A 20,513-nucleotide genomic window follows, 5' to 3' on the forward strand; every position below is an offset into this window, starting at 1 on the left:
AAAAAAGTGGAAAAAAGATGTAATTAATCAGGAATTTGTTTGCCAGAAGCATCCATGTGAAAATGATCTTTATAAACAAGCTCAGACAGCGTTACAAATTCATAACCCTTTGACTGAAGTGTTGAAATAACAGTTTCAAGTGCATCTTTTGTATATTTGGCACCATTATGCATCAAAATGATGGATCCGTTTGAAAGCTCAGGATTTAACGCAGTTCTATCAATGATAGATTGAACACCGTAGTCTTTCCAATCTAAGCTGTCAATATCCCACTGAATACTAAGATATCCACATTCTGTTGCTGTTTGTATTAAAAGATTGTTGTAGTCGCCGTAAGGTGGTCTGAAAAAGCACATATTTTGACCAGTCAGCTCCTTTACATTTTTGTGTACCTGCATTAACTCATCGCGGATCTGTTCTTTTGAAAGTGTGCTCATCTCTGGATGTGTCTGTGAATGATTTCCTATATCGTGTCCGGCAGCAGCAATTGCCTTGACATCATCAGGATAGGCATCTACCCAGCTTCCTGTTAAGAAAAAGGTAGCATGAATTTGATTTCGTGCCAGAATTGACAAAAGATCAGCTGTATCTTCATTGCCCCAGGCTGCGTCAAATGTAAGCGCAATTTTCTTTTGATCAGTCTGAACACAATAAATTGGCAATTCTCGTGAACCTTGTGTAGTGCTTACCATTACGGCGGCGGGAAGTGTAAAAGCGGTAAGCAGAAGAAGCAAAAAAGCAGCAGAAATTAAAAGAGCTTTGAAAGAACATGGATGAAAGATACCTTTTTGAAAATTGAACATGGAAGGACACCTGATACCTTTTTAATAACTGATATGTAAAGAAGGTGGGATTCATGATGATTTTTCTTATTGTATGTTTTGATTATCTGTAGTACAATAAAAACAAGAGAAAAAATTGTTACATTATGAGAGGATGGTTTTCAAATTATGTATTATGTAGATGAACATATTAAAAATACAAATCGCGTTTTTCCGCAGCAGGGCCGTTATGATTATCTGCGCTATGATATGAATGAAAATCCGGAGGGACTGCCAAAGGAATTTGTAGAAAGCGTATTAAAAGAGATTACACCAGAATTTCTTTCGATATATCCAGAGCCGGATCGCTTCTTGAATAAGTATGCAGCCTATATTGGCGCATCATATGAAAATGTAGTAGCAGTAAATGGTTCTGATATGGGAATACGTTATCTGTTAGAGACATTTGGTGAAAAAGGAAAAGATGTTGTCACAGTTGCACCAAGCTTTGAAATGTATTGGGTAAACTGCAGCATTCTTGGCCTTCATCATGTTCCAGTTGCATATGAGCCGGATATGACGATTTCGATTGATAAAATTTTAGATGCCATTACAGAAAATACTAGAATTGTAGTGCTATTAAATCCAAACAATCCGATCGGCAATGTTTACACTGAAGATGAATTGGAAAAGGTAATCGAAAAAACAAAGAAAGTCGGTGCAATCGTTATTATTGATGAAGCGTATCATTATTTTTATCCAAATACTTTCTTAAAATATGCACTGAATGAAGAAAATGTTGTGCTTTTGCGTACATTTTCAAAGTTGTTTTCGATTGCTGCATGTCGTCTTGGCGTTGTAATCAGCAATCCTCAGATTATTCATTATGTGAAAAATGCGAAGCTGACATTTGATGCAAATGCGATTGCGCTATTGTTTGCAGAACGCATTTTAGATCATCCAGAGATGATTGAACAGCTAATAGAAACGGAAAAAGAGGGAAAGGCATATACTCTTGCAGAACTAACAAAGCATGGATACGAGACAAGAGACTGCCGTGGAAATTTTATTTTCGTGACGCCAAAACATCAGGCGACCGAGGTTGCGCAGAAATTAGAGACAGAAAAAAAGATTTTAGTAAAATCATATGGCAATGAAATGCTGAAAAAATATCTGCGTATTTCAGTTGGTTCAAAAGATGCAATGGAACGTTTCCTGACTGCATTTTTTGAGATTGATGAAAGAGCATAATATAGATTTAGCAGACGCTTGAATGAAAAATACGAGTACAAGGAGAACGATTTGAAAAAAGTCATTACGTATGGTACGTTTGATCTGCTGCATTATGGCCATATAAACCTGCTCAAACGTGCGAAGGCGCTGGGAGACTATTTAATTGTGGGTGTGACAACAGATAGTTTTGATATCAGCAGAGGAAAACTGAATGTTCAGCAGTCTCTAATGGAGCGTATTCAGGCAGTAAAAGATACTGGACTTGCAGATGAGGTTATACCAGAGGAGTACATTGGTCAAAAAATAGATGATATTCGTCGATATCATATTGATGTTTTTGCAATTGGTTCAGATTGGGAAGGCAAATTTGATTACCTGAAGGAATATTGTGAGGTGGTTTATCTTCCGCGCACTGCTAATATTTCCAGTACAAAGCTTCGTCAGGAAAATAGTGGTATACGTCTTGGTATTATTGGCTATGAGCCGATGGTTGAAAAATTTATTCAGGAATCCAGGTATGTAGGAAATGTAGAGCTGTCGGGGATTTTTCAGCCGCCAATAAAGCAAGAACAATTGTCAGATGGTTTGTTATTACATGAAAAAAAGTATGCAGGAAGCCTTACAGTTTATGAAACACTGCAGGAATTGCTTGATGAGAGTGATGCAGTCTATGTGGTAACATCGCCGGATAAACGGGCTTGGTACAGCCAAAAGGCATTAGAACAAAAAAAACATGTTCTTTGCGAATCACCAGTGGCACTAGAAAAAGAGGGTGCACTTTTTCTGACAAGACTTGCAAAAGAAAAAGGCTGTGTTTTCTTAGAAGCTATTAAAACCGCATATTTTATGGCATTTAACCGTCTTGTTCTTATGGCAAAGAGTGGAGAGGTTGGAAATATCAAGGCAGTTGAAGCAACCTGTACACAGATGACGTCGCCGCCTGTAGGTTACCAAAAGGGTGGCTTTGGCAGTATGGCAGTATGGGGACCATTTGGATTATTGTCTGTATTTTCAATTTTGGGAGCAGATTATAAAAAATGTGATATGGTGACATATCAGACAAAAAATGATCAAGATCTTTTTTCAAAGATAAATTTTTTGTACGCAAATGCAGCAGCATCTGTTAAAACAGGAATCGGTGTAAAGTCAGAAGGTGAGCTTATCATAACAGGGACAAAAGGATATATTTATGTACCGTCACCGTGGTGGAAAACAGATTATTTTGAAGTTCGTTATGAGGACTTTACACAGAACAGACGCTATTTTTATAAACTGGATGGAGAAGGACTTCGCTATGAGATAGCTGCTTTTTCGCGTGCTATTCAAAACGGAGTAAACACAGGCTGTATGGATGAGAAAATTACGGCATCAATAAGCAGTGTAATGGAACAGTTTTATGATAAAGAATGCCCTAATCATGATTTCATATCTTGATAGAATGATATCAGGGTCAAAAGGTCAGTTCAGGCAAAGATTTTGTAAAAAAAGGTCTGGTAATTTGTCTGAAATATGCTATACTATTAAAGATTGTGTGGTTAAACAATAGCCATAAATCAAATTAGGACAAGAGTTTGTCTGTAACAGGATGGGCTTTAGAGTCTGGAAAACAGAGAGGAGAACCCGGTATGGCCAAGGGAAAGAAGAAGTCGGCCAAGACACCACTTTTAATTGTGGTGCTTGTATTGTTGATTATTGTTTTTGCGGGACTTTGTGTATTTTATTTTGGATTAAAGCATTATCTTGGAAAAACGAATTATGTAGATGATAGTGAAGTTACCATTAATTATGGTTTGTTAACAGCAGATGAAGATGATGTGGAAGGTTTTACTGAGATGGAGACGCTGGATTCAGAGGCAGCAGCAGCTTTTGCTAAGGAAGTAAATGTAGGTCAAAATATTGATATTGCTTCTGATGGCAATGTTTATAATATCCTGCTGATTGGTTCTGATACTAGAGATGGATGGTATGGAAATTCCGATTCCATGATCTTAGCTTCCATCAATTCGCAGACAAAGACAATTTATATGACAAGCTTTATGCGAGATTTGTATGCTAACATTCCAAATGTTGGTATAAGAAAGCTAAACAGTGCCTATGCAATTGGCGGAGGTCCGCTTCTTGTTTCTACAATCGAAAGTAATTATCGAGTTGATATTGATAATTATGCTTCAGTTGACTTTAGTTCGATGGCTAATATCATAGATCTTGTAGGTGGTGTTGATCTGGAAGTTTCAACACAGGAGGCTGGTTATATCAATATGTATCTGGATGAACAGTGCAGACTTCAGGGATTAAACGCTTCTGATTACTATGTTGCAGGTGGTGGAATTACACATCTGAATGGAAATCAGGCAGTTGGATTTGCAAGAATCCGTTACACAAGCCGTGGAAATGAGCATTCTGATTATGGCCGTACTTCAAGACAGAGAGAGATTCTTGTACAGCTGATGCAAAAAGCAAGATCTCTGGATGCAACAACTTTGCTCGCTGTTGTAAATAATATGCTTCCGCTTATTACTCACAATATTGATGCGGCAACATTGACAACCTTGATTGCTAACGCACCTTCCTATATCAATTATGACATTCAGACGGATCGTATACCATATGATGGTCTGTATTCAAATTTAGGTGAGGAGCTTGTTCCAGATTTTGAGGCAACAATCAATCGTCTGCATCAAACAATCTATGGAAATTAAATAAAAGTAAAATTCGTCTTATCTTTTTGATAGGGCGAATTTTTTTGCAAAAAAAATAAAAAAGTGCTTGACAGATTTTGAAATTATGTTATACTTCTTATAGAACAAATGAAACACACATAACTCGCAGCCACTAAGCGATTGTTCTCAAGACATCATAGACAAAATATACCAAGTGATGTCGTGCAGTGGCAGATAAGGAGGGGCTATGAATATTAATAAATTTACACAAAAATCAATGCAGGCAGTTCAGGATTGTGAAAAGCTTGCGTATCAATATGGAAATCAGGAAATTGATCAGGAGCATCTGATCGTTGCGCTGTTACATCAGGAAGATAGTTTGTTTGCAAAACTGATCACCAAGATGGATATTCAGCTTGAATATTTTGAAAACAGAGCAGTTCAGACACTTGAAAAAAAGGTTAAGGTGTCTGGTGGAAACGGACAGCTTTATGTCAGCAATGCACTGAATAAGGTACTTGTAAGCGCAGAGGATGAAGCAAAGGCAATGGGAGACGAATATGTTTCCGTTGAGCATCTTGTCCTGGCATTGATTCGTTATCCAAATAATGCTGTAAAAGAACTGTTTCGCGAGTTTGGTATTACCAGAGAACGTTTTCTTCAGGTATTATCTACGATTAGAGGAAATCAGAGAGTGACATCTGACAATCCAGAAGCTACTTACGATACACTGAACAAGTATGGCAGTGATCTTGTTGATAAGGCAAGAGATCATAAGCTTGATCCAGTAATCGGACGAGACAGCGAGATTAGAAATGTTGTACGTATTCTTTCACGTAAAACAAAGAATAACCCTGTTTTAATTGGTGAGCCGGGTGTTGGTAAGACTGCAGTTGTAGAGGGTCTTGCACAGCGTATTGTCCGCGGTGATGTTCCAGAAGGTTTGAAGGATAAAAAGATCTTTTCACTTGATATGGGTGCGCTGGTAGCTGGTGCAAAGTATCGTGGTGAATTTGAGGAGCGTCTGAAAGCCGTTCTTGATGAAGTTAAAAAGAGCGAAGGTAAGATTATCCTCTTCATAGATGAGCTTCATTTGATTGTTGGTGCAGGTAAAACTGATGGCGCAATGGATGCCGGCAACATGTTAAAGCCGATGCTTGCAAGAGGTGAGCTTCATTGTATTGGTGCGACAACACTTGATGAGTATCGCAAATATATTGAAAAGGATCCAGCACTAGAGCGTCGTTTTCAGCCAGTTTTAGTTGATGAGCCAACGGTAGAAGATACTATTTCCATCCTGAGAGGTCTGAAGGATCGTTATGAGGTTTATCATGGTGTAAAGATTACCGATGCTGCGCTTGTAACAGCAGCAACACTCTCTAATCGTTATATCTCAGATCGTTTCCTTCCAGATAAGGCAATTGATCTTGTCGATGAGGCATGTGCGCTTGTAAAGACCGAGATGGATTCCATGCCGGCTGAAATGGATGAGCTAAGTCGTAAGATTATGCAGCTTGAAATTGAGGAGGCTGCATTAAAGAAGGAAACTGATCACTTGTCACAGGAGCGTCTTGAGACACTCAAGCAGGAGCTTTCAAGTTTGCGTGAAGAGTTTGCGGGCATGAAGGCGCAGTGGGATAATGAGAAAAAGTCAGTAGATCACTTAAGCAAGCTGCGTGAGGAAATAGAGCAAGTTCATCAGCAGATTGCTCAGGCACAGCAGAAGTATGATCTTAACAAGGCAGCTGAGTTACAGTATGGCAAGCTGCCACAGCTTGAAAAACAGCTGGCAGCAGAGGAAGAATCTGTAAAGTCAAAGGATCTTTCTCTTGTTCATGAGGCTGTTACAGATGATGAAATCTGTAAAATTATTTCAAAATGGACAGGTATTCCTGTTGCCAGACTTACAGAGGGTGAGCGCGAGAAGACACTTCATCTGGCTGATGAGCTTCATAAGAGAGTCGTTGGTCAGGATGAGGCTGTTGAGAAAGTAACAGAGGCGATTCTTCGTTCTAAGGCAGGAATTAAGGATCCTTCAAAGCCGATTGGTTCGTTCCTTTTCCTTGGACCAACTGGTGTTGGTAAGACAGAGCTTGCAAAGGCGCTTGCTCAGAATCTGTTCGATGATGAAAATAACATGGTTCGTATTGATATGTCGGAGTACATGGAGAAGCATTCTGTATCTCGTCTGATCGGAGCGCCTCCGGGATATGTTGGATACGATGAAGGCGGTCAGCTGACAGAGGCAGTACGTCGTAAACCATACAGTGTTGTTTTGTTTGATGAGGTAGAAAAGGCTCATCCTGATGTATTTAACATCTTACTTCAGGTACTTGATGATGGTCGAATCACTGATTCCCAGGGTCGTACCGTAGACTTTAAGAATACGATTTTGATCATGACATCTAATATTGGATCCTCATATTTGCTTGATGGCATTGATGAGCAGGGCAATATCAGATCAGAGGCAGAGTCAGCTGTTATGAATGATCTTCGCGGTCATTTCCGTCCAGAGTTTTTGAATCGTCTTGATGAGATAATCCTCTTTAAGCCATTAACAAAGGACAATATTGGCAATATCATTCATCTAATGGTAGCAGATGTCAATAATCGTCTTGAAGATCGTGAGCTGTCGATTTCTCTGACAAAGGATGCAGAGCAGTATATTGTTGAGCATGGTTATGATCCAGTATATGGTGCAAGACCGCTGAAGCGTTACCTGCAGAAGAATGTTGAGACACTTGCAGCAAGAATCATTCTTTCTGGAGAAGTTCACGCACAGGATGTTATTGAAATTGATGTCGGTGATGGTGGTTTGAAGGCAGAAGTTGTTCATACACCTAAGAAGGCATAAAAGGGTCTTTGTTACAGTTCATGAATATCACTTGCAATTTTTATTGATTGATAGTATAGTTTAAGAGGTATCTTCTAAAAAAGAAGATGCCTCTTTTCTAATACTAATTAAAAAAGTCAGTATTTATTCAAACTTATATGAAAGAAACACGGATTTGGATTGTTGCTGACAGACAATATAGAGGATATGAGAGGCTTAGAGTAAAGATTATGAAAATCAGTGAATTACTGCAGCGCATTGATTATACAGTATTGCAAGGAGATCTTTCAGAAGAAATAACAGGTATCTGTCATGATAACCGTATGCTTCAAAAAGGAGATGCTTTTATCTGTATCTCAGGCGCACGTTTTGACACACATACAATGGCAGGGGAACTGGCAAAGAAAGCAGCACTTCTTGTTGTTGAAAAGCCAGTTGAACTTGATGCTGATTGTAAAACAGCAGTTGTGCAGGTCGCATCTACAAGAGATATAGTTGCAGCACTTGCAGCAGCCTTTTATGGATATCCATCTGAAAAGGTGGTTTGTATCGGAATTACAGGATCAAAGGGCAAGACAACATGCACTCATATGATGGCTGATATTTTGCGTGCAGCTGGTTATCTTACTGGAACAATAGGTACAAACGGTGCCATAATGCCTGCAGGATGCGATCATGCTGTATGGGGATCTGACAAATATAGCTGCGCACCTTGTAACGAAACGCCAGGGTATGACTGCTATGAATTAAATAATACGACTCCGGATCCAATGGAGCTTCAAATGTATCTGGCAATGATGGTAAAGGCTGGCTGCACGCATGTTGTTTTAGAGGTTTCATCACAAGGTATGAAGCAAAAACGCGTGGCAACAGTAGACTTTGCTTACGCAGTATGGACAAACATTGAGACAGGTGATCACATTGGACCGAATGAGCACAAGGATTTCGAGGAATATCTATATTGCAAGGCGATGTTGTTAAACCAGAGCCGCCGTGCTTATGTAAACTGTGATGATCGTCATCTGGATGCTTTTATGAAGTATGTAACCTTAAGCGATGGTTCTGATGGTCGCACAAAGCAGGTATTCTATTATGGAGAAGGCGAAAAGGCCGATTATCGCATTGGCAATTTAAAGAAGAGCCAAAATGGTGTGCTTGAGGCTCCAGGAATCGAGTTTACGATGAGTGGTGCGTTGGATGCAGACATTCGGGTCAACCTGCCGGGCGATTTCAATATGTACAATGCGGCAGCAGCAGTTGCCATTGCACATGATATGGGAATTTCAACTGATATCATCAATAAAGGATTAACTCATTTAAGGATTCGCGGACGTTTTGATATTGTGTTCAATAATGGTCATTTTGCAGTCTGTGTCGATTTTGCCCATAATGGTTACAGCACAAGAAATCATCTTGAAGCACTTCGTGAATATCATCCAAAGCGTATTGTCTGCGTATTTGGTGCTGACGGAAACCGTTCCAAGTATCGCCGCTACGAGATGGGAGAGGCGAGTGCACTGTTAGCCGATTTGAGTATTGTCACTGCCGGTCACAACCGCTATGAGACATTTGATCAGATTTTTGCTGATATCAAAATTGGAATCGATAAGGCACAGAAAGAAAAAGCAGAACCTGTTTCGTATTTGGTCATTCCGAACCGCAAGGAAGCAATTCGTTATGCGATTGAACATGCACAGGAGGGCGATATGATTACCATTCTTGGACTGGGACATGAGAGTTACCAGGAGGAGAATGGAGTTAAGACACCGCACAGTGATATTCAGTTTGCGGCACAGTGCTGTAAGGAGTGTTATCCGCAGGGGTGAAAAAGCAGTAATTAGTAGAATGGCTACAAAACACTTGAGGGAGGAAGAAGAATGGATAGACAAAAGGTAAAGTCAGGACTGGGATTAATGTTCTGGGGAAATATTGTGGCATTATTTGCAGTAATTCCAATTCTGGGAGTAATCGCAGCTCTTGTTGGCGGAATCATGGAATTGATTGCAATTGTAAATCTGAGAAAACAAAGTGAAAATTATAACAATGCATTTTGGTTTACAATTGCCGGAATTGTGCTTGGGCTCTTCGCCGGTGGAGATGGATTATGGGGAACAGCGATATCAATTCTCCATGGCCTTGCAACACTGGGTGCAACCTACTACATTTGCACAGCAACAGAGGAATGTGTAAGTATAGTATCTTATGAGGTAGCAGATTATTGCCACAGCGTATGCAATTGGTATGTAACTTGTATGGTTATTTCATTGGCGATCAGTGTTGTGATGCTCGTATTTTCAATTATTCCGATATTAGGATTTATCGTCGCAGCAATTGGATCATTGGCACTTATTGTAGTGGCTATTTTCCAATTAATAGCGTCGATTCGCTTTTTGATTATGCTTTGGAAGTGCCAGGGGGTGCTGTAAAGAGGTCTTGCCTTTTATTAGAAAGCAGATAAAGGTATATATCAGACAGCAGTAGGTAATTGACAATGGAGATTAAGAGTATATTGATCAAGGACACAACACGAGAAGAACGTATTCAGATCGTGGCACAGGGGTTAAACCAGTGTGGCGGTTCATGTGATTTCTGTAGTGGTTGCGACAATCTGGGTGGTGGCTCCGTAGAGGCATTTTATGAGCCTTATATAAATGGAGAGAAGGAGCTTCGCCAGTTAAATGAGGAGTATGTCAGCAATAGCGGTATGGTGAGGTAAATCTAAAATAAGAATGGAGAGAAAGATATTATATTCTTTGTGAAAGAAGAACGTAATATCTTTCTTTTTTTGTTGAAAATGATGAAATATATTGATTGAAAGTGCAAGTAATGATAAAATTGTATAAAACAGAATGGCAAAATCAATTTGAAAAAAGTGAAAATAATATCAAAGGATGAAAGGAATCGTATATGAAAATATATTATGCAAAGTCTGATACAAAAACGGGAGAAAAGAGGGTGACAAATAAGGAACATTTATCCAAAGTTGCAGATTTGGCATATGAATTTGGTTTGGAGATTAAACGACCAGAGGAAGCCAAAGTTGCAGGACTTTTTCATGACACAGGAAAATATGGGGAACGCTTTCAAGGTGTGCTTTCAGGGGTCAATAAGGGAGTAGACCATGCTTTTTCTAGTGCGGCACTATTGTATTTGAAAAAAGACTTGATGCAAAAAGTTCATAGTAGTTCAGTGAGGAAAAAATATGAACCTATTATTGAATCAATACAAGGACATCATGATAGGTTAATTTCTATGGAAGAGTTGGAAGAAGAATTTTGTGAGGTAATAAAAGATCCTCAAATGGACGCCTGCCCTAGTAAGCAGATTCCTTCTTTGCGAGGACCAGAAGAATTTCGAGAGGCAATAAATGCTTTTAAGAATGATTTCCCAACATATCATTTCCCAAAGCTTCCAGAAAGGAAGTTTGAGAATCAAGTTGAAAATATGTTAGATACTCGAATGCTGTTTTCGTGCTTGGTGGATGCTGATTATAGTGTTTCAGCAAGCGATAAAGAGCCTGATTACCTGGAAAAGAATAGTGGAAGTCAATTAAATGCAGAAGAAGCATTAAAAGTATTATATAAACATTGTGAAGAGCTTAGAAAAAGCTCGAAAGCGGATTCAAAAATAAACAAAATCCGAAATCAGGTATTTGATATTTGTGGTGATGCAGGGGAAAAGCAGCCTGGACTTTTTACATTAACGGCACCGACTGGAGTAGGTAAAACATTGGCAATGCTTCATTTTGCATTGCGTCATTGTCAAAAAAATAAAATGAGAAGAATTATTATCGTACTCCCATTTTTGTCATTAGCAGAACAGAGCGAAAAGGAATATTGCAAGATTGTTCCAAACATATTGGTAGATCATAGTCAGAAAAATTTGCCCAAGGAAATCAGAGAGCTTGCTTCAAGATGGGATGCGCCGATGATTATTACAACATCTGTTAAGTTTTTTGAGAGCTTGTTTGCAGATAAGCCGGGTGATTGTAGAAAACTGAATAGCATTGCAAATAGTGTGGTGATTTTTGATGAAGCACAGAGCCTGCCAGCTGAATTAGCATCGGCAACTGCAAAAGCAGTAAAAGCATTGTGTCAGAAATATAATTGTTCGATGGTATTTTCAACTGCTACACAGCCAAGTTTTGATGCGTTGCCAGATATAGAATGGAACCCCGTAGAAGTTATTCCTGAAAATAAAAAACTCTACGATCAGATGCGTCGTGTTCATGTTGAATGGAGACTTTATAAAAATGGGGAGCGATTGAATAACAGGAGAACATCGTTAGAACAGATTGCAGATGAAATGGCATCGGAAACAAGTGTATGTACGATTGTAAATTTGAGACGTCATGCAAGAAAATTGTTTAATGAACTAAAAAATAGATGTGACAGTGATGAAGAAGTATTTTTGCTGACAACAGATCTTTGTCCAGCACATCGTTCGGCAGTTATAGATAAAATAAAAGATAGATTGAATCCAGATTCGCCAAAACCATGTAGAGTAGTGGCAACGCAGTGTATAGAAGCTGGAGTTGATCTTGATTTTAATGTAATGTATCGTGCATTAGCACCGTTAGAGGCAATTATTCAAGCAGCAGGACGTTGCAATCGAAATGGTAGTTTGCCGGATGGTGGTAAGTTAATTGTATTTGAAGTGATGGAGGATGGAGGGTATCCAGGGGCTTTTTATGAAAAAGCTGCAAATGAAGTAAGATATTTATGGAAAGAGAATGAAAAATTAGGAGTGGATCTTGATAATCCAGAAACGATCCAATCTTATTATAATAGGTTGTTTCAGAAAGAAAAGGGAAAAGCGTCATTAAATGATGCATTAAATAAGAAAAATTATTCTGATGTGGCGAAAGAGTATCAGTTGATTACAAATCAAGGTATACAGCTGATTGTTCCATGGAGTGAAAAAAAAGAGTTGTTTAACAATATTCGTTTAAGACTTGAAGAAAAAGGATTGACAACTGAAATTATGCGTGAAGTAGCACCAATCACAGTTTCTTGTTTTGAAAAAGAGTGGGTAGAACAACATGCAGAACCATTGTACTTTTGGAAAAGAGTAAACGGAACAAGAGTAAAATTAGAAAGTGGATATTATATTTTAAACGTGGGCCATGAAAAATATTATGATGAAAAAATGGGGTTGAAGATGGGAGATGTAGAGGCAACGGATTACATGATTTAGTCTGAAAAATGTGTAGATGAGATTGACAAAATATTGGTTTTAAATTATAATTAACTTAACATCAAAAAAATAAACTGAAATAGTTTACTTTGAAATTTGGTGAGAATTGAAACAAGTTTATTATAATTTTGGTGGCATTCCCAAAAACAAGCAAAGTATAATGATTGGGAATGCATACAAAAATGGAGGTGAAAAAATGGAACGTGAGATTGCATTGGAGGTATGGGGGGATTTCGCATGCTTTTGTCCATCATATGCAAAAGTAGAACGACTGACTTCGCCAGTACCAACTCCGTCAGCGGCAAGAGGAATCTTCTCTGCAATTTACAGCAAACCGGTGGAGTTCTACTGGCAGATAACACGAATAGAAGTATTAAATCCCATACGTTACATCAGCTTTAAACGAAACGAGGTAAAATCAACTGTTAACGTAAAATCAAAAGCGGAAGACTCTATTCTTTATACAGACGAAGATCGAACCCAGAGGATGACTCAGGCGCTTCGAGATGTACGTTATCGGATTGTGGCAGTGATTAAGCCTCAGCCAACATATACGGGAACGATCGAACAGTTATATAGCCAAGCTTTACGCCGGATCCGCTCTGGAAAAACATTTTATCAGCCATCATTAGGGCTTCGTGAATTTGTATGTTATTTTGAAGAGAGTGATTTAACTCGAAAGCCGATTGAAGATAGCATGGATTTGGGGCTGATGTTATATGATGTATTTGATTTACATGACTACATCGTTCACAAGAAGACACAGCCAAAAGTATCATTATATCATGCTGTTATGGAGCATGGTGTGATTCAAGTGCCTCCATATGACAGTGATGAAGTATTGAAAGGAGGTAGCCTATGCTAAAAGCATTATATGATTATGGAATTCATAACCATCTTACGTTGCCTCCTGGATTGATTAAGAAGCAGATACGAGGATATATAGTGCTGTCAAAAGATGGAGAGTATCTAACTGTTGAAAAATGCGAAAATGAGACGCAGCCATGTCCGGATATTGGAAGTTTAGCAAATGGTAAAGACAAGTGTAATGTTTTGGCAGAAAAATCTAGTGTAATTTTATTTGTACCAGAAAAGGAAGAGGATCGTTCAGCAAAAAATGAGTTCTTTAAGAAGGCACTTGCGGATGGAGCAGAAGAAGTCCCGGAATTTTCATTATGTCTTAAGGTGTTAGAGGATGAACAGACACTTAGAGCAATACAAGCAGAGGCAAATCAGCGGAAAATAAAAGGTATAGATCGTATTTCTTTTAAGATAGATGGTCAACCAATTGTTTTAAATCCGCTTGTACAGCATTGGTGGGAGCAGTATCGACTTCAGTTTACGAAATTAGATGGTTCCGATTTTGCACGCTGTATTATTACAGGGGAACAAACAGTTCCCCTAGCAACCGTGCCAACAGTAAATGGACTTCAGCTGGTGGGTGGTCACGCACGCGGTGATGCATTAATTTGTTTTGACAAGAGTGCATTTTGTTCATATAACTTGAAACAGGCAGCAAATGCACCAGTTTCAGAAGAAGCATTTGCAGTGGTAAAAGCAGCATTAGATGATCTTTTAGCTGGTTCTATAGCTATGTACAAACGAGATAAAGATAGAAAATTTAACCCAACAGCTCCTGTTTTTGCAGGCATGAAATTTGTACATTGGTATGATTGCCAAGTTGAGCCAACGGAAGATCCGATATCATTGGTCTTTAATCCTGAAGATTTTAGCGATTTTGCTGATGAAGAAGATGAGGATGAAGCATTAGATGAGGAAATGCAGGAGGCGTTATACGAGGAAGAGCAGAGGGCGAAAGCGCAGCAGGTAAAAAGAAATGCGGATGATTTGATCAAGAGTATTCAGGATGGTGGAAAACAGGTTCCACTCAACTGCCGATATCATATTCTGCTGCTTTCTGGGGCAAATGGACGTGTTATGGTGCGTAGATACGAAAATGGAAACTATGCAGACTTACAGAAAAATTTGATTCAATGGGAAGATGATTTGAAAATGTGCAATGATATAGGCACTGAAGTAATGCGTCCTTGCAAATTGACAGTTCGTTTGATCCGTTTATTAGCACGCCAGAAAAATGATAGAAAACCTTTAGAGCGAATGAAGAAGGAACTTGCAGGATTGGCACCTTCTATTGTAATGGCGATTATGAATGGAACATCATTGCCGAATGAAGTGGCAGTAAAGGCGTTAGCTACTATTCGTTCTGAAATGCTTGACCCAGATGAAAACAATAAATTTTCATATATGCCAAACGGAATCTGTTGTCAGTGGCTGAAGGTTTGGTTGCTGCGTAGGAAACGTATGAAAAATGAGGAGGTAAAGTTAATGGCTTATTATGATCCAGAATTTGAAAATGCCGCGTATCATTGTGGTGCGTTAGTGGCAGTTTATGCGGATATACAGCATAAAGCGATGCCGGATGTAAAGGCAAGTATTGTACAACGTTATTATGCATCTGCTAGTCGAACACCGGCAATGGTATTAGGGAGATTAGCAGTAATGTCACAACATCATTTGGAGAAGATAGAGAATGAAGGTCTTGTAAGAATTTATGAGGAACGTTTGAATCAGGTATCTACTTTTTTTGGAAAAGAGAAAGGGCATGAGCTACCAAGAACATTGGATCTTGAACAGCAAAGTTATTTTGCAATTGGATATCGTCAAATGTGCGCGAAAATAAATGCAGATCGAAGAGCAGCGGCAGCAGCAAAAAAGGAAAAAGAACAGAGCGAAATAAAGACAATTGAGGAGGAATAAAAATGGCTATTCAGAATCGTTATGAATTTATGTATTATGTGGCATGTACGAATGCAAATCCCAATGGAGATCCGGATATGGGAAATACACCGCGTATGGATCCAGAGACGATGAAAGGATACATTACCGATGTGGCAACAAAACGTCGTATTCGTAATTATGTTCAGCTGGCACATGGTGAAGAACCTGGTATGAATCTTATTATTCAGCAGGCAACAAATATTAATCGCCATATTGCAGAGGCGAAGAGAGCAGCAGGAATGGAAGGCGCGAAGGATAAAAACAGTGTTTATGCTGGACGTAAAAAGGCATGTGAGCTATTTTATGATGTTCGTGCATTTGGCGCTGTAATGTCTACTGGACCAAATGCGGGACAGGTGCGCGGACCAGTTCAGATTACATTTGGAACAAGTTTAGATCCGATTTTACCAATGGATATTTCAATTACCCGTATGGCTGTAACTGAGAATGTAAAAGAAGATACCGTGGAAGCGTATTTAGAACTTGAGAAAAACACACCAGAAGATAAATTGCGTACCATGGGACGCAAGCAATTAATTCCATTTGGATTATATGAGGTTCGTGGATTTATCAGTGCGAATCTTGCAGCAGAGACAGGTTTTGATGAAAATGATTTGAATATCTTGTTTGAGGCCATTATGAACATGTATGAGCATGATCATAGTGCAAGTAAGGGAGAGATGGCGGTAGTTTCTCCATTGATTATTTTTAAGCATGTTGGAACAGATACGGATGAAGTGCAGCGTGTTCGTCAGGCAAAGTTAGGATGTGCACCGGCTCATAAACTATTTGAGTTGGTTAAGGTAACCAAAAAGCCAGAAGTAGAATCTCCACGCAGTTACCATGACTATGATGCAACTGTCAATTTTAATAAGGTGCCAGCAGGTGTTGAAATCGGATTTAAAGAGGACGCGTTTAGTCCAATTGTTTGGAATGAGCTACCTGCAAACGAAAGCTGGTTTATTCATGGATGAGCCTGAATATCTGCCGTTATCATGGCTTTCACAGATTAGCTATTGTCCGAGACGAGCAGGTCTGCTATTAAATGAAAGAGTATGGGAAGAAAGCAGTGATACCGCAAAAGGGCGGGCGGAACATGAGCGAGTTCATACACAGAGAATTGAGAAAAGAGGGGACTGTGTAAAATTGTATGAGTTTACCGTCTACTCGGATTCATTGGAACTGTTGGGAAAATGTGATTGCATTGAAGCAAATAAAAGTGAAAATGGATGTCATATCCCGACAGTTGATTTTCCAGTACAATTATATCCGATTGAATACAAACATGGAGTTGTCCGGGATGAAGAGGAATATAAAATTCAGCTTTGTGCACAGGCAATGTGCTTGGAAGAAATGTTTGACACTGAAATACCCGAAGGTGCCTTATTCTTTATATCGTCACATAGAAGGCTTGAAATAGTTCTTGACGAATCACTTCGTCAGCAGACACGAGAATTAGCAAATGAACTGCATGAGATTCGTACAAAGCTTTTGCTTCCAGATGCTGTGTATAGTGCAAAATGCCGTAAATGTTCACTGAAGGAGCTTTGTATGCCAAAAGTAAAAAGAACTGCAAGAAAATATTGTGAAGCTTTGCGCAACGAAGCAAGCGGAGAAATAGAGGAGGAGACACTGTGAAGAAGCTATTGAATACATTGTATGTGTTAACTCCAGAGAGCTATTTGTTTTGCCGAAATGATAATGTTTGTGTTCAAGTGGGAGGTGAGGAAAAGCTTGCAGTTCCAGCACTGACGATTGATTCAATTGTTTGTTTTGGAAAGATGACAGTCTCGACACCACTTATTCAATATTGTGGAGAACATGGAATCAGCGTAACATTTTTGAGCGAGCATGGACATTTTATGGGACGGTTTTACGGACCTGTGAGTGGAAATGTTTTGTTAAGGAAAAAACAATATGAAGAAATGAATGATGAGAAGTTTTGCAGAAAGTTTGTTCAGACGATTTTATATGCAAAAATTCGCAACAGTAAGCTGGTTTTAATGCGTGCAGCCAGAGTTTGCAAAACAGAATCTGGAAAAGAAAATTTACAGAAGGGTGTTACACAATTAAACGAAGCTGCAAAGAAATTAGCTTTGTGTGAGAACATTGATTCGTTAAGAGGTGTTGAGGGAGCAGCAGCAACGGTTTATTTTGCCCGATTCGATCAGATGATAGCGGATAATCCTAACGGATTTTGTTTTGAAACAAGAAGCAGAAGACCTCCTCGTAATGAGGTAAATGCAGCATTATCATTTACTTACATGCTATTAACACGAGAGATGCAATCAGCTATGGAAACGGTTGGGCTTGATCCAGCAGCAGGTTATCTTCATACATTGCGCCCAGGGCGGGCATCATTTGCACTTGATATGCTGGAAGAACTGAGAGCGCCATTGTGTGATCGTTTTGTAATTTCACTTTTTAACAAGGGACAATTATCACAGAAAGATTTCGATAAAAATGAAGAGGCTGTATATTTGAATGAGCGAGGAAGGAGAACACTTCTTTCAAGCTGGCAAAAACGAAAGAGTGAAGAAATATTGCATCCTTTTCTGGAGGAGAAAATTCAGATTGGTATGATACCATATGCTCAATGCATGTTATTTGCACGTGTTTTGCGAGGTGATTTGGATGAATATCCGCCTTTTGTTTGGAGGTGATTATTAACGTGTTATTAGTAGTTACATATGACGTTGACACGACTAATAAAGAAGGAGAACATCGTTTGCGCAAAGTGGCACAGTTATGTGAACGCTATGGAATGCGTGTACAAAATTCAGTGTTTGAAGTTTTATTAGATGCAGCTCAACTGACTACTTTAAAATGTGAACTTGAAAAAATAATTGAGCCAGATGTGGATTCAATTCGAATTTATCGTCTTGGCAACAGTTATAAAAACAAAATAGAAGTAATGGGAAAAACATCAGTACTTCAAGCTGGTGAACCATTATTGCTTTAAAAATGTGTGCGCTGATGACTCTCATACATTTTTTTGTGAGACATTGGCGCAGGTAAAAATATACAATTTATAAGAAATATTGAACTGGAATTGAAAAAAAGACTACCTTCCGAGAAGTTACTATAAAAAAACAAGGTTTGGTAGAAAATTGTGTCGATTTTATTGAAAAAATTGTGCATTTTTGTTGTTGCCTCTCATGTAGAGGCGTGAATTGAAATAGGACGAACATCGGCTTCTTCTCCGCTTATCCTTGTTGCCTCTCATGTAGAGGCGTGAATTGAAATGTGTTCCCGTGTGCTATAATGTGTATGTTGATAAGTTGCCTCTCATGTAGAGGCGTGAATTGAAATACGATGGTTCGCAAGGAAGACAAGAACTTCATTGTTGCCTCTCATGTAGAGGCGTGAATTGAAATAGAGCCGCCGGCGGAAAGCGCGTCGTTATCGAAGTTGCCTCTCATGTAGAGGCGTGAATTGAAATGAGTATGCAGAAGTATTCGATAAGGCCCTGAACGCGTTGCCTCTCATGTAGAGGCGTGAATTGAAATGGATCCTTTACCATCGTAAAGACGAAGGAAGGCCGTTGCCTCTCATGTAGAGGCGTGAATTGAAATGAAGAATGGTACACATACGCCGGAGCGCCTTTCCAGTTGCCTCTCATGTAGAGGCGTGAATTGAAATTGGATCTGGTAAACATCGACGCCCAGGCGCCAGAATTGTTGCCTCTCATGTAGAGGCGTGAATTGAAATCTTTACATCAACACGTCCCAGGAAGACCTTGACACCGTTGCCTCTCATGTAGAGGCGTGAATTGAAATCTGATGGACGAGACAGACAGATACCCGGCCAGCGCCGGTTGCCTCTCATGTAGAGGCGTGAATTGAAATATCTGGCGCACGCAATCAACAAATTGTGCATTCGTTGCCTCTCATGTAGAGGCGTGAATTGAAATAGAGGGACTGGCAAAGATGCCTATAAAGTATTAGTTGCCTCTCATGTAGAGGCGTGAATTGAAATCGGAGACACGAAAAGTATTGACGGTTTCCGACCGGTTGCCTCTCATGTAGAGGCGTGAATTGAAATACACAAAAGCCCGTTGATTTGCTGGCGTACTTGGTTGCCTCTCATGTAGAGGCGTGAATTGAAATCGTAAAACATGGGCGGATGCAGCAAGCCAGATTGTTGCCTCTCATGTAGAGGCGTGAATTGAAATAGGCTTATGCGGCTGGATTGAATAAACGAAGCATCGTTGCCTCTCATGTAGAGGCGTGAATTGAAATTTTACAAATTCCTCTGCTTTCAAACTCACACCACCGTTGCCTCTCATGTAGAGGCGTGAATTGAAATAAAACCAGGCCGTCAACCGCTGCTGGTGCATCCCAGGTTGCCTCTCATGTAGAGGCGTGAATTGAAATACAACAATGCCACCGCTCAGGGTGGTTGCCATGCCGTTGCCTCTCATGTAGAGGCGTGAATTGAAATCGCTATCGCGTCCCTATCAGATTACAGGCCAACAGGTTGCCTCTCATGTAGAGGCGTGAATTGAAATTCGCGCGCAAGCTCCATGGGTGCCGCCATGACCTGTTGCCTCTCATGTAGAGGCGTGAATTGAAATTTGTTTCTTGCCTGAAGTGCCACATTTGCTGCGTTATCGTTGCCTCTCATGTAGAGGCGTGAATTGAAATAACGATTATTGCAGATGAAAATGCAGAGGCCGAAACCGTTGCCTCTCATGTAGAGGCGTGAATTGAAATTCCTTTTGTTTCCTTTTCAACCAGTGCGGTATGTTGCCTCTCATGTAGAGGCGTGAATTGAAATTTGTTTCTTGCCTGAAGTGCCACATTTGCTGCGTTATCGTTGCCTCTCATGTAGAGGCGTGAATTGAAATGAGTTCTTCCGACCAAAGATCGAAGAGCTTTCAACTGTTGCCTCTCATGTAGAGGCGTGAATTGAAATAACGATTATTGCAGATGAAAATGCAGAGGCCGAAACCGTTGCCTCTCATGTAGAGGCGTGAATTGAAATCGGAGACACGAAAAGTATTGACGGTTTCCGACCGGTTGCCTCTCA

At 39.6% G+C, this 20,513-nt stretch carries 15 protein-coding genes and 1 CRISPR repeat array; of the genes, 14 read left to right on the forward strand and 1 reads right to left on the reverse strand.

The features are described 5' to 3' along the window. Positions 1–23: 23 nt before the first annotated feature. Positions 24–662 (reverse strand): polysaccharide deacetylase family protein, encoded by a 639-nt coding sequence (locus tag LKD48_RS07895; protein WP_308731676.1) that lies wholly within the window; start codon positions 660–662, stop codon positions 24–26. A 288-nt stretch (positions 663–950) separates the two neighbouring features. On the opposite strand from LKD48_RS07895, the gene LKD48_RS07900 reads away from it, so the two are divergent. The 14 genes from LKD48_RS07900 to cas2 all read left to right on the forward strand — a co-directional run bounded on the left by LKD48_RS07900 (position 951) and on the right by cas2 (position 18,444). After that, a complete protein-coding gene (locus LKD48_RS07900; protein WP_308731677.1) occupies positions 951–2,012 on the forward strand; it encodes a pyridoxal phosphate-dependent aminotransferase in 1,062 nt (353 codons plus the stop codon). A 51-nt stretch (positions 2,013–2,063) separates the two neighbouring features. Beyond that, on the forward strand, positions 2,064–3,428 hold the full coding sequence (locus LKD48_RS07905; RefSeq protein WP_308731678.1) for an adenylyltransferase/cytidyltransferase family protein: 1,365 nt from the start codon (positions 2,064–2,066) through the stop codon (positions 3,426–3,428). A gap of 191 nt (positions 3,429–3,619) precedes the next feature. Beyond that, on the forward strand, positions 3,620–4,693 hold the full coding sequence (locus LKD48_RS07910) for an LCP family protein (protein WP_308731679.1): 1,074 nt from the start codon (positions 3,620–3,622) through the stop codon (positions 4,691–4,693). A gap of 208 nt (positions 4,694–4,901) precedes the next feature. Beyond that, the gene (gene clpB / locus LKD48_RS07915) at positions 4,902–7,508 is read left to right on the forward strand and encodes an ATP-dependent chaperone ClpB (protein ID WP_118615577.1); all 2,607 of its coding nucleotides are present in this window, start codon (positions 4,902–4,904) and stop codon (positions 7,506–7,508) included. Between the two features lie 209 nt (positions 7,509–7,717). Further along, positions 7,718–9,313 carry a Mur ligase family protein gene (locus LKD48_RS07920; protein WP_308731680.1) on the forward strand — a complete coding sequence of 532 codons (1,596 nt, stop codon included), beginning with the start codon at positions 7,718–7,720 and terminating at the stop codon, positions 9,311–9,313. Between the two features lie 51 nt (positions 9,314–9,364). Then, entirely contained in the window at positions 9,365–9,913 is a 549-nt protein-coding gene (locus LKD48_RS07925; protein WP_118615569.1) for a hypothetical protein, read from the forward strand. A 65-nt stretch (positions 9,914–9,978) separates the two neighbouring features. Beyond that, positions 9,979–10,203: a hypothetical protein gene (locus LKD48_RS07930; RefSeq protein ID WP_308731681.1), complete on the forward strand. Its 225-nt coding sequence runs from the start codon at positions 9,979–9,981 to the stop codon at positions 10,201–10,203. A gap of 191 nt (positions 10,204–10,394) precedes the next feature. Continuing rightward, positions 10,395–12,683, forward strand: a complete 2,289-nt coding sequence (gene cas3, locus LKD48_RS07935) for a CRISPR-associated helicase Cas3' (RefSeq protein ID WP_308731682.1) — start codon at positions 10,395–10,397, stop codon at positions 12,681–12,683. 196 nt (positions 12,684–12,879) lie between these two features. Next, positions 12,880–13,548, forward strand: coding sequence for a type I-C CRISPR-associated protein Cas5c (gene cas5c / locus LKD48_RS07940; protein ID WP_308731683.1), 669 nt, complete (start codon positions 12,880–12,882; stop codon positions 13,546–13,548). Beyond that, the gene (gene cas8c, locus LKD48_RS07945) at positions 13,542–15,461 is read left to right on the forward strand and encodes a type I-C CRISPR-associated protein Cas8c/Csd1 (protein WP_308731684.1); all 1,920 of its coding nucleotides are present in this window, start codon (positions 13,542–13,544) and stop codon (positions 15,459–15,461) included. Before cas5c ends, cas8c begins: the two co-directional genes overlap by 7 nt. Positions 15,462–15,463: 2 nt before the next feature. Beyond that, positions 15,464–16,456 (forward strand): type I-C CRISPR-associated protein Cas7/Csd2, encoded by a 993-nt coding sequence (cas7c, locus tag LKD48_RS07950; protein WP_308731685.1) that lies wholly within the window; start codon positions 15,464–15,466, stop codon positions 16,454–16,456. Then, positions 16,449–17,120, forward strand: coding sequence for a CRISPR-associated protein Cas4 (cas4, locus tag LKD48_RS07955; RefSeq protein ID WP_308731686.1), 672 nt, complete (start codon positions 16,449–16,451; stop codon positions 17,118–17,120). Before cas7c ends, cas4 begins: the two co-directional genes overlap by 8 nt. Next, the gene (cas1c, locus tag LKD48_RS07960; protein WP_308731687.1) at positions 17,117–18,145 is read left to right on the forward strand and encodes a type I-C CRISPR-associated endonuclease Cas1c; all 1,029 of its coding nucleotides are present in this window, start codon (positions 17,117–17,119) and stop codon (positions 18,143–18,145) included. The genes cas4 and cas1c overlap by 4 nt, the downstream gene beginning before the upstream one ends. 8 nt (positions 18,146–18,153) lie before the next feature. Next, positions 18,154–18,444 carry a CRISPR-associated endonuclease Cas2 gene (gene cas2, locus LKD48_RS07965; protein ID WP_308731688.1) on the forward strand — a complete coding sequence of 97 codons (291 nt, stop codon included), beginning with the start codon at positions 18,154–18,156 and terminating at the stop codon, positions 18,442–18,444. 186 nt (positions 18,445–18,630) lie between these two features. After that, positions 18,631–20,468: direct repeats of the CRISPR family, unit length 32 nt; unit sequence GTTGCCTCTCATGTAGAGGCGTGAATTGAAAT. Positions 20,469–20,513: the final 45 nt, after the last annotated feature.

The organism is Anthropogastromicrobium aceti (assembly GCF_020687335.1).
Taxonomy (GTDB): domain Bacteria; phylum Bacillota; class Clostridia; order Lachnospirales; family Lachnospiraceae; genus Anthropogastromicrobium; species Anthropogastromicrobium aceti.

Coding starts and splice junctions, on each gene's coding strand:
- cas3 (WP_308731682.1), top strand. CDS start 10,395: ATGAAAATATATTATGCAAAGTCTGATACAAAAACGGGAGAAAAGAGG.
- LKD48_RS07920 (WP_308731680.1), top strand. CDS start 7,718: ATGAAAATCAGTGAATTACTGCAGCGCATTGATTATACAGTATTGCAA.
- LKD48_RS07925 (WP_118615569.1), top strand. CDS start 9,365: ATGGATAGACAAAAGGTAAAGTCAGGACTGGGATTAATGTTCTGGGGA.
- cas5c (WP_308731683.1), top strand. CDS start 12,880: ATGGAACGTGAGATTGCATTGGAGGTATGGGGGGATTTCGCATGCTTT.
- clpB (WP_118615577.1), top strand. CDS start 4,902: ATGAATATTAATAAATTTACACAAAAATCAATGCAGGCAGTTCAGGAT.
- cas8c (WP_308731684.1), top strand. CDS start 13,542: ATGCTAAAAGCATTATATGATTATGGAATTCATAACCATCTTACGTTG.
- LKD48_RS07910 (WP_308731679.1), top strand. CDS start 3,620: ATGGCCAAGGGAAAGAAGAAGTCGGCCAAGACACCACTTTTAATTGTG.
- cas4 (WP_308731686.1), top strand. CDS start 16,449: ATGGATGAGCCTGAATATCTGCCGTTATCATGGCTTTCACAGATTAGC.
- LKD48_RS07900 (WP_308731677.1), top strand. CDS start 951: ATGTATTATGTAGATGAACATATTAAAAATACAAATCGCGTTTTTCCG.
- cas7c (WP_308731685.1), top strand. CDS start 15,464: ATGGCTATTCAGAATCGTTATGAATTTATGTATTATGTGGCATGTACG.
- LKD48_RS07930 (WP_308731681.1), top strand. CDS start 9,979: ATGGAGATTAAGAGTATATTGATCAAGGACACAACACGAGAAGAACGT.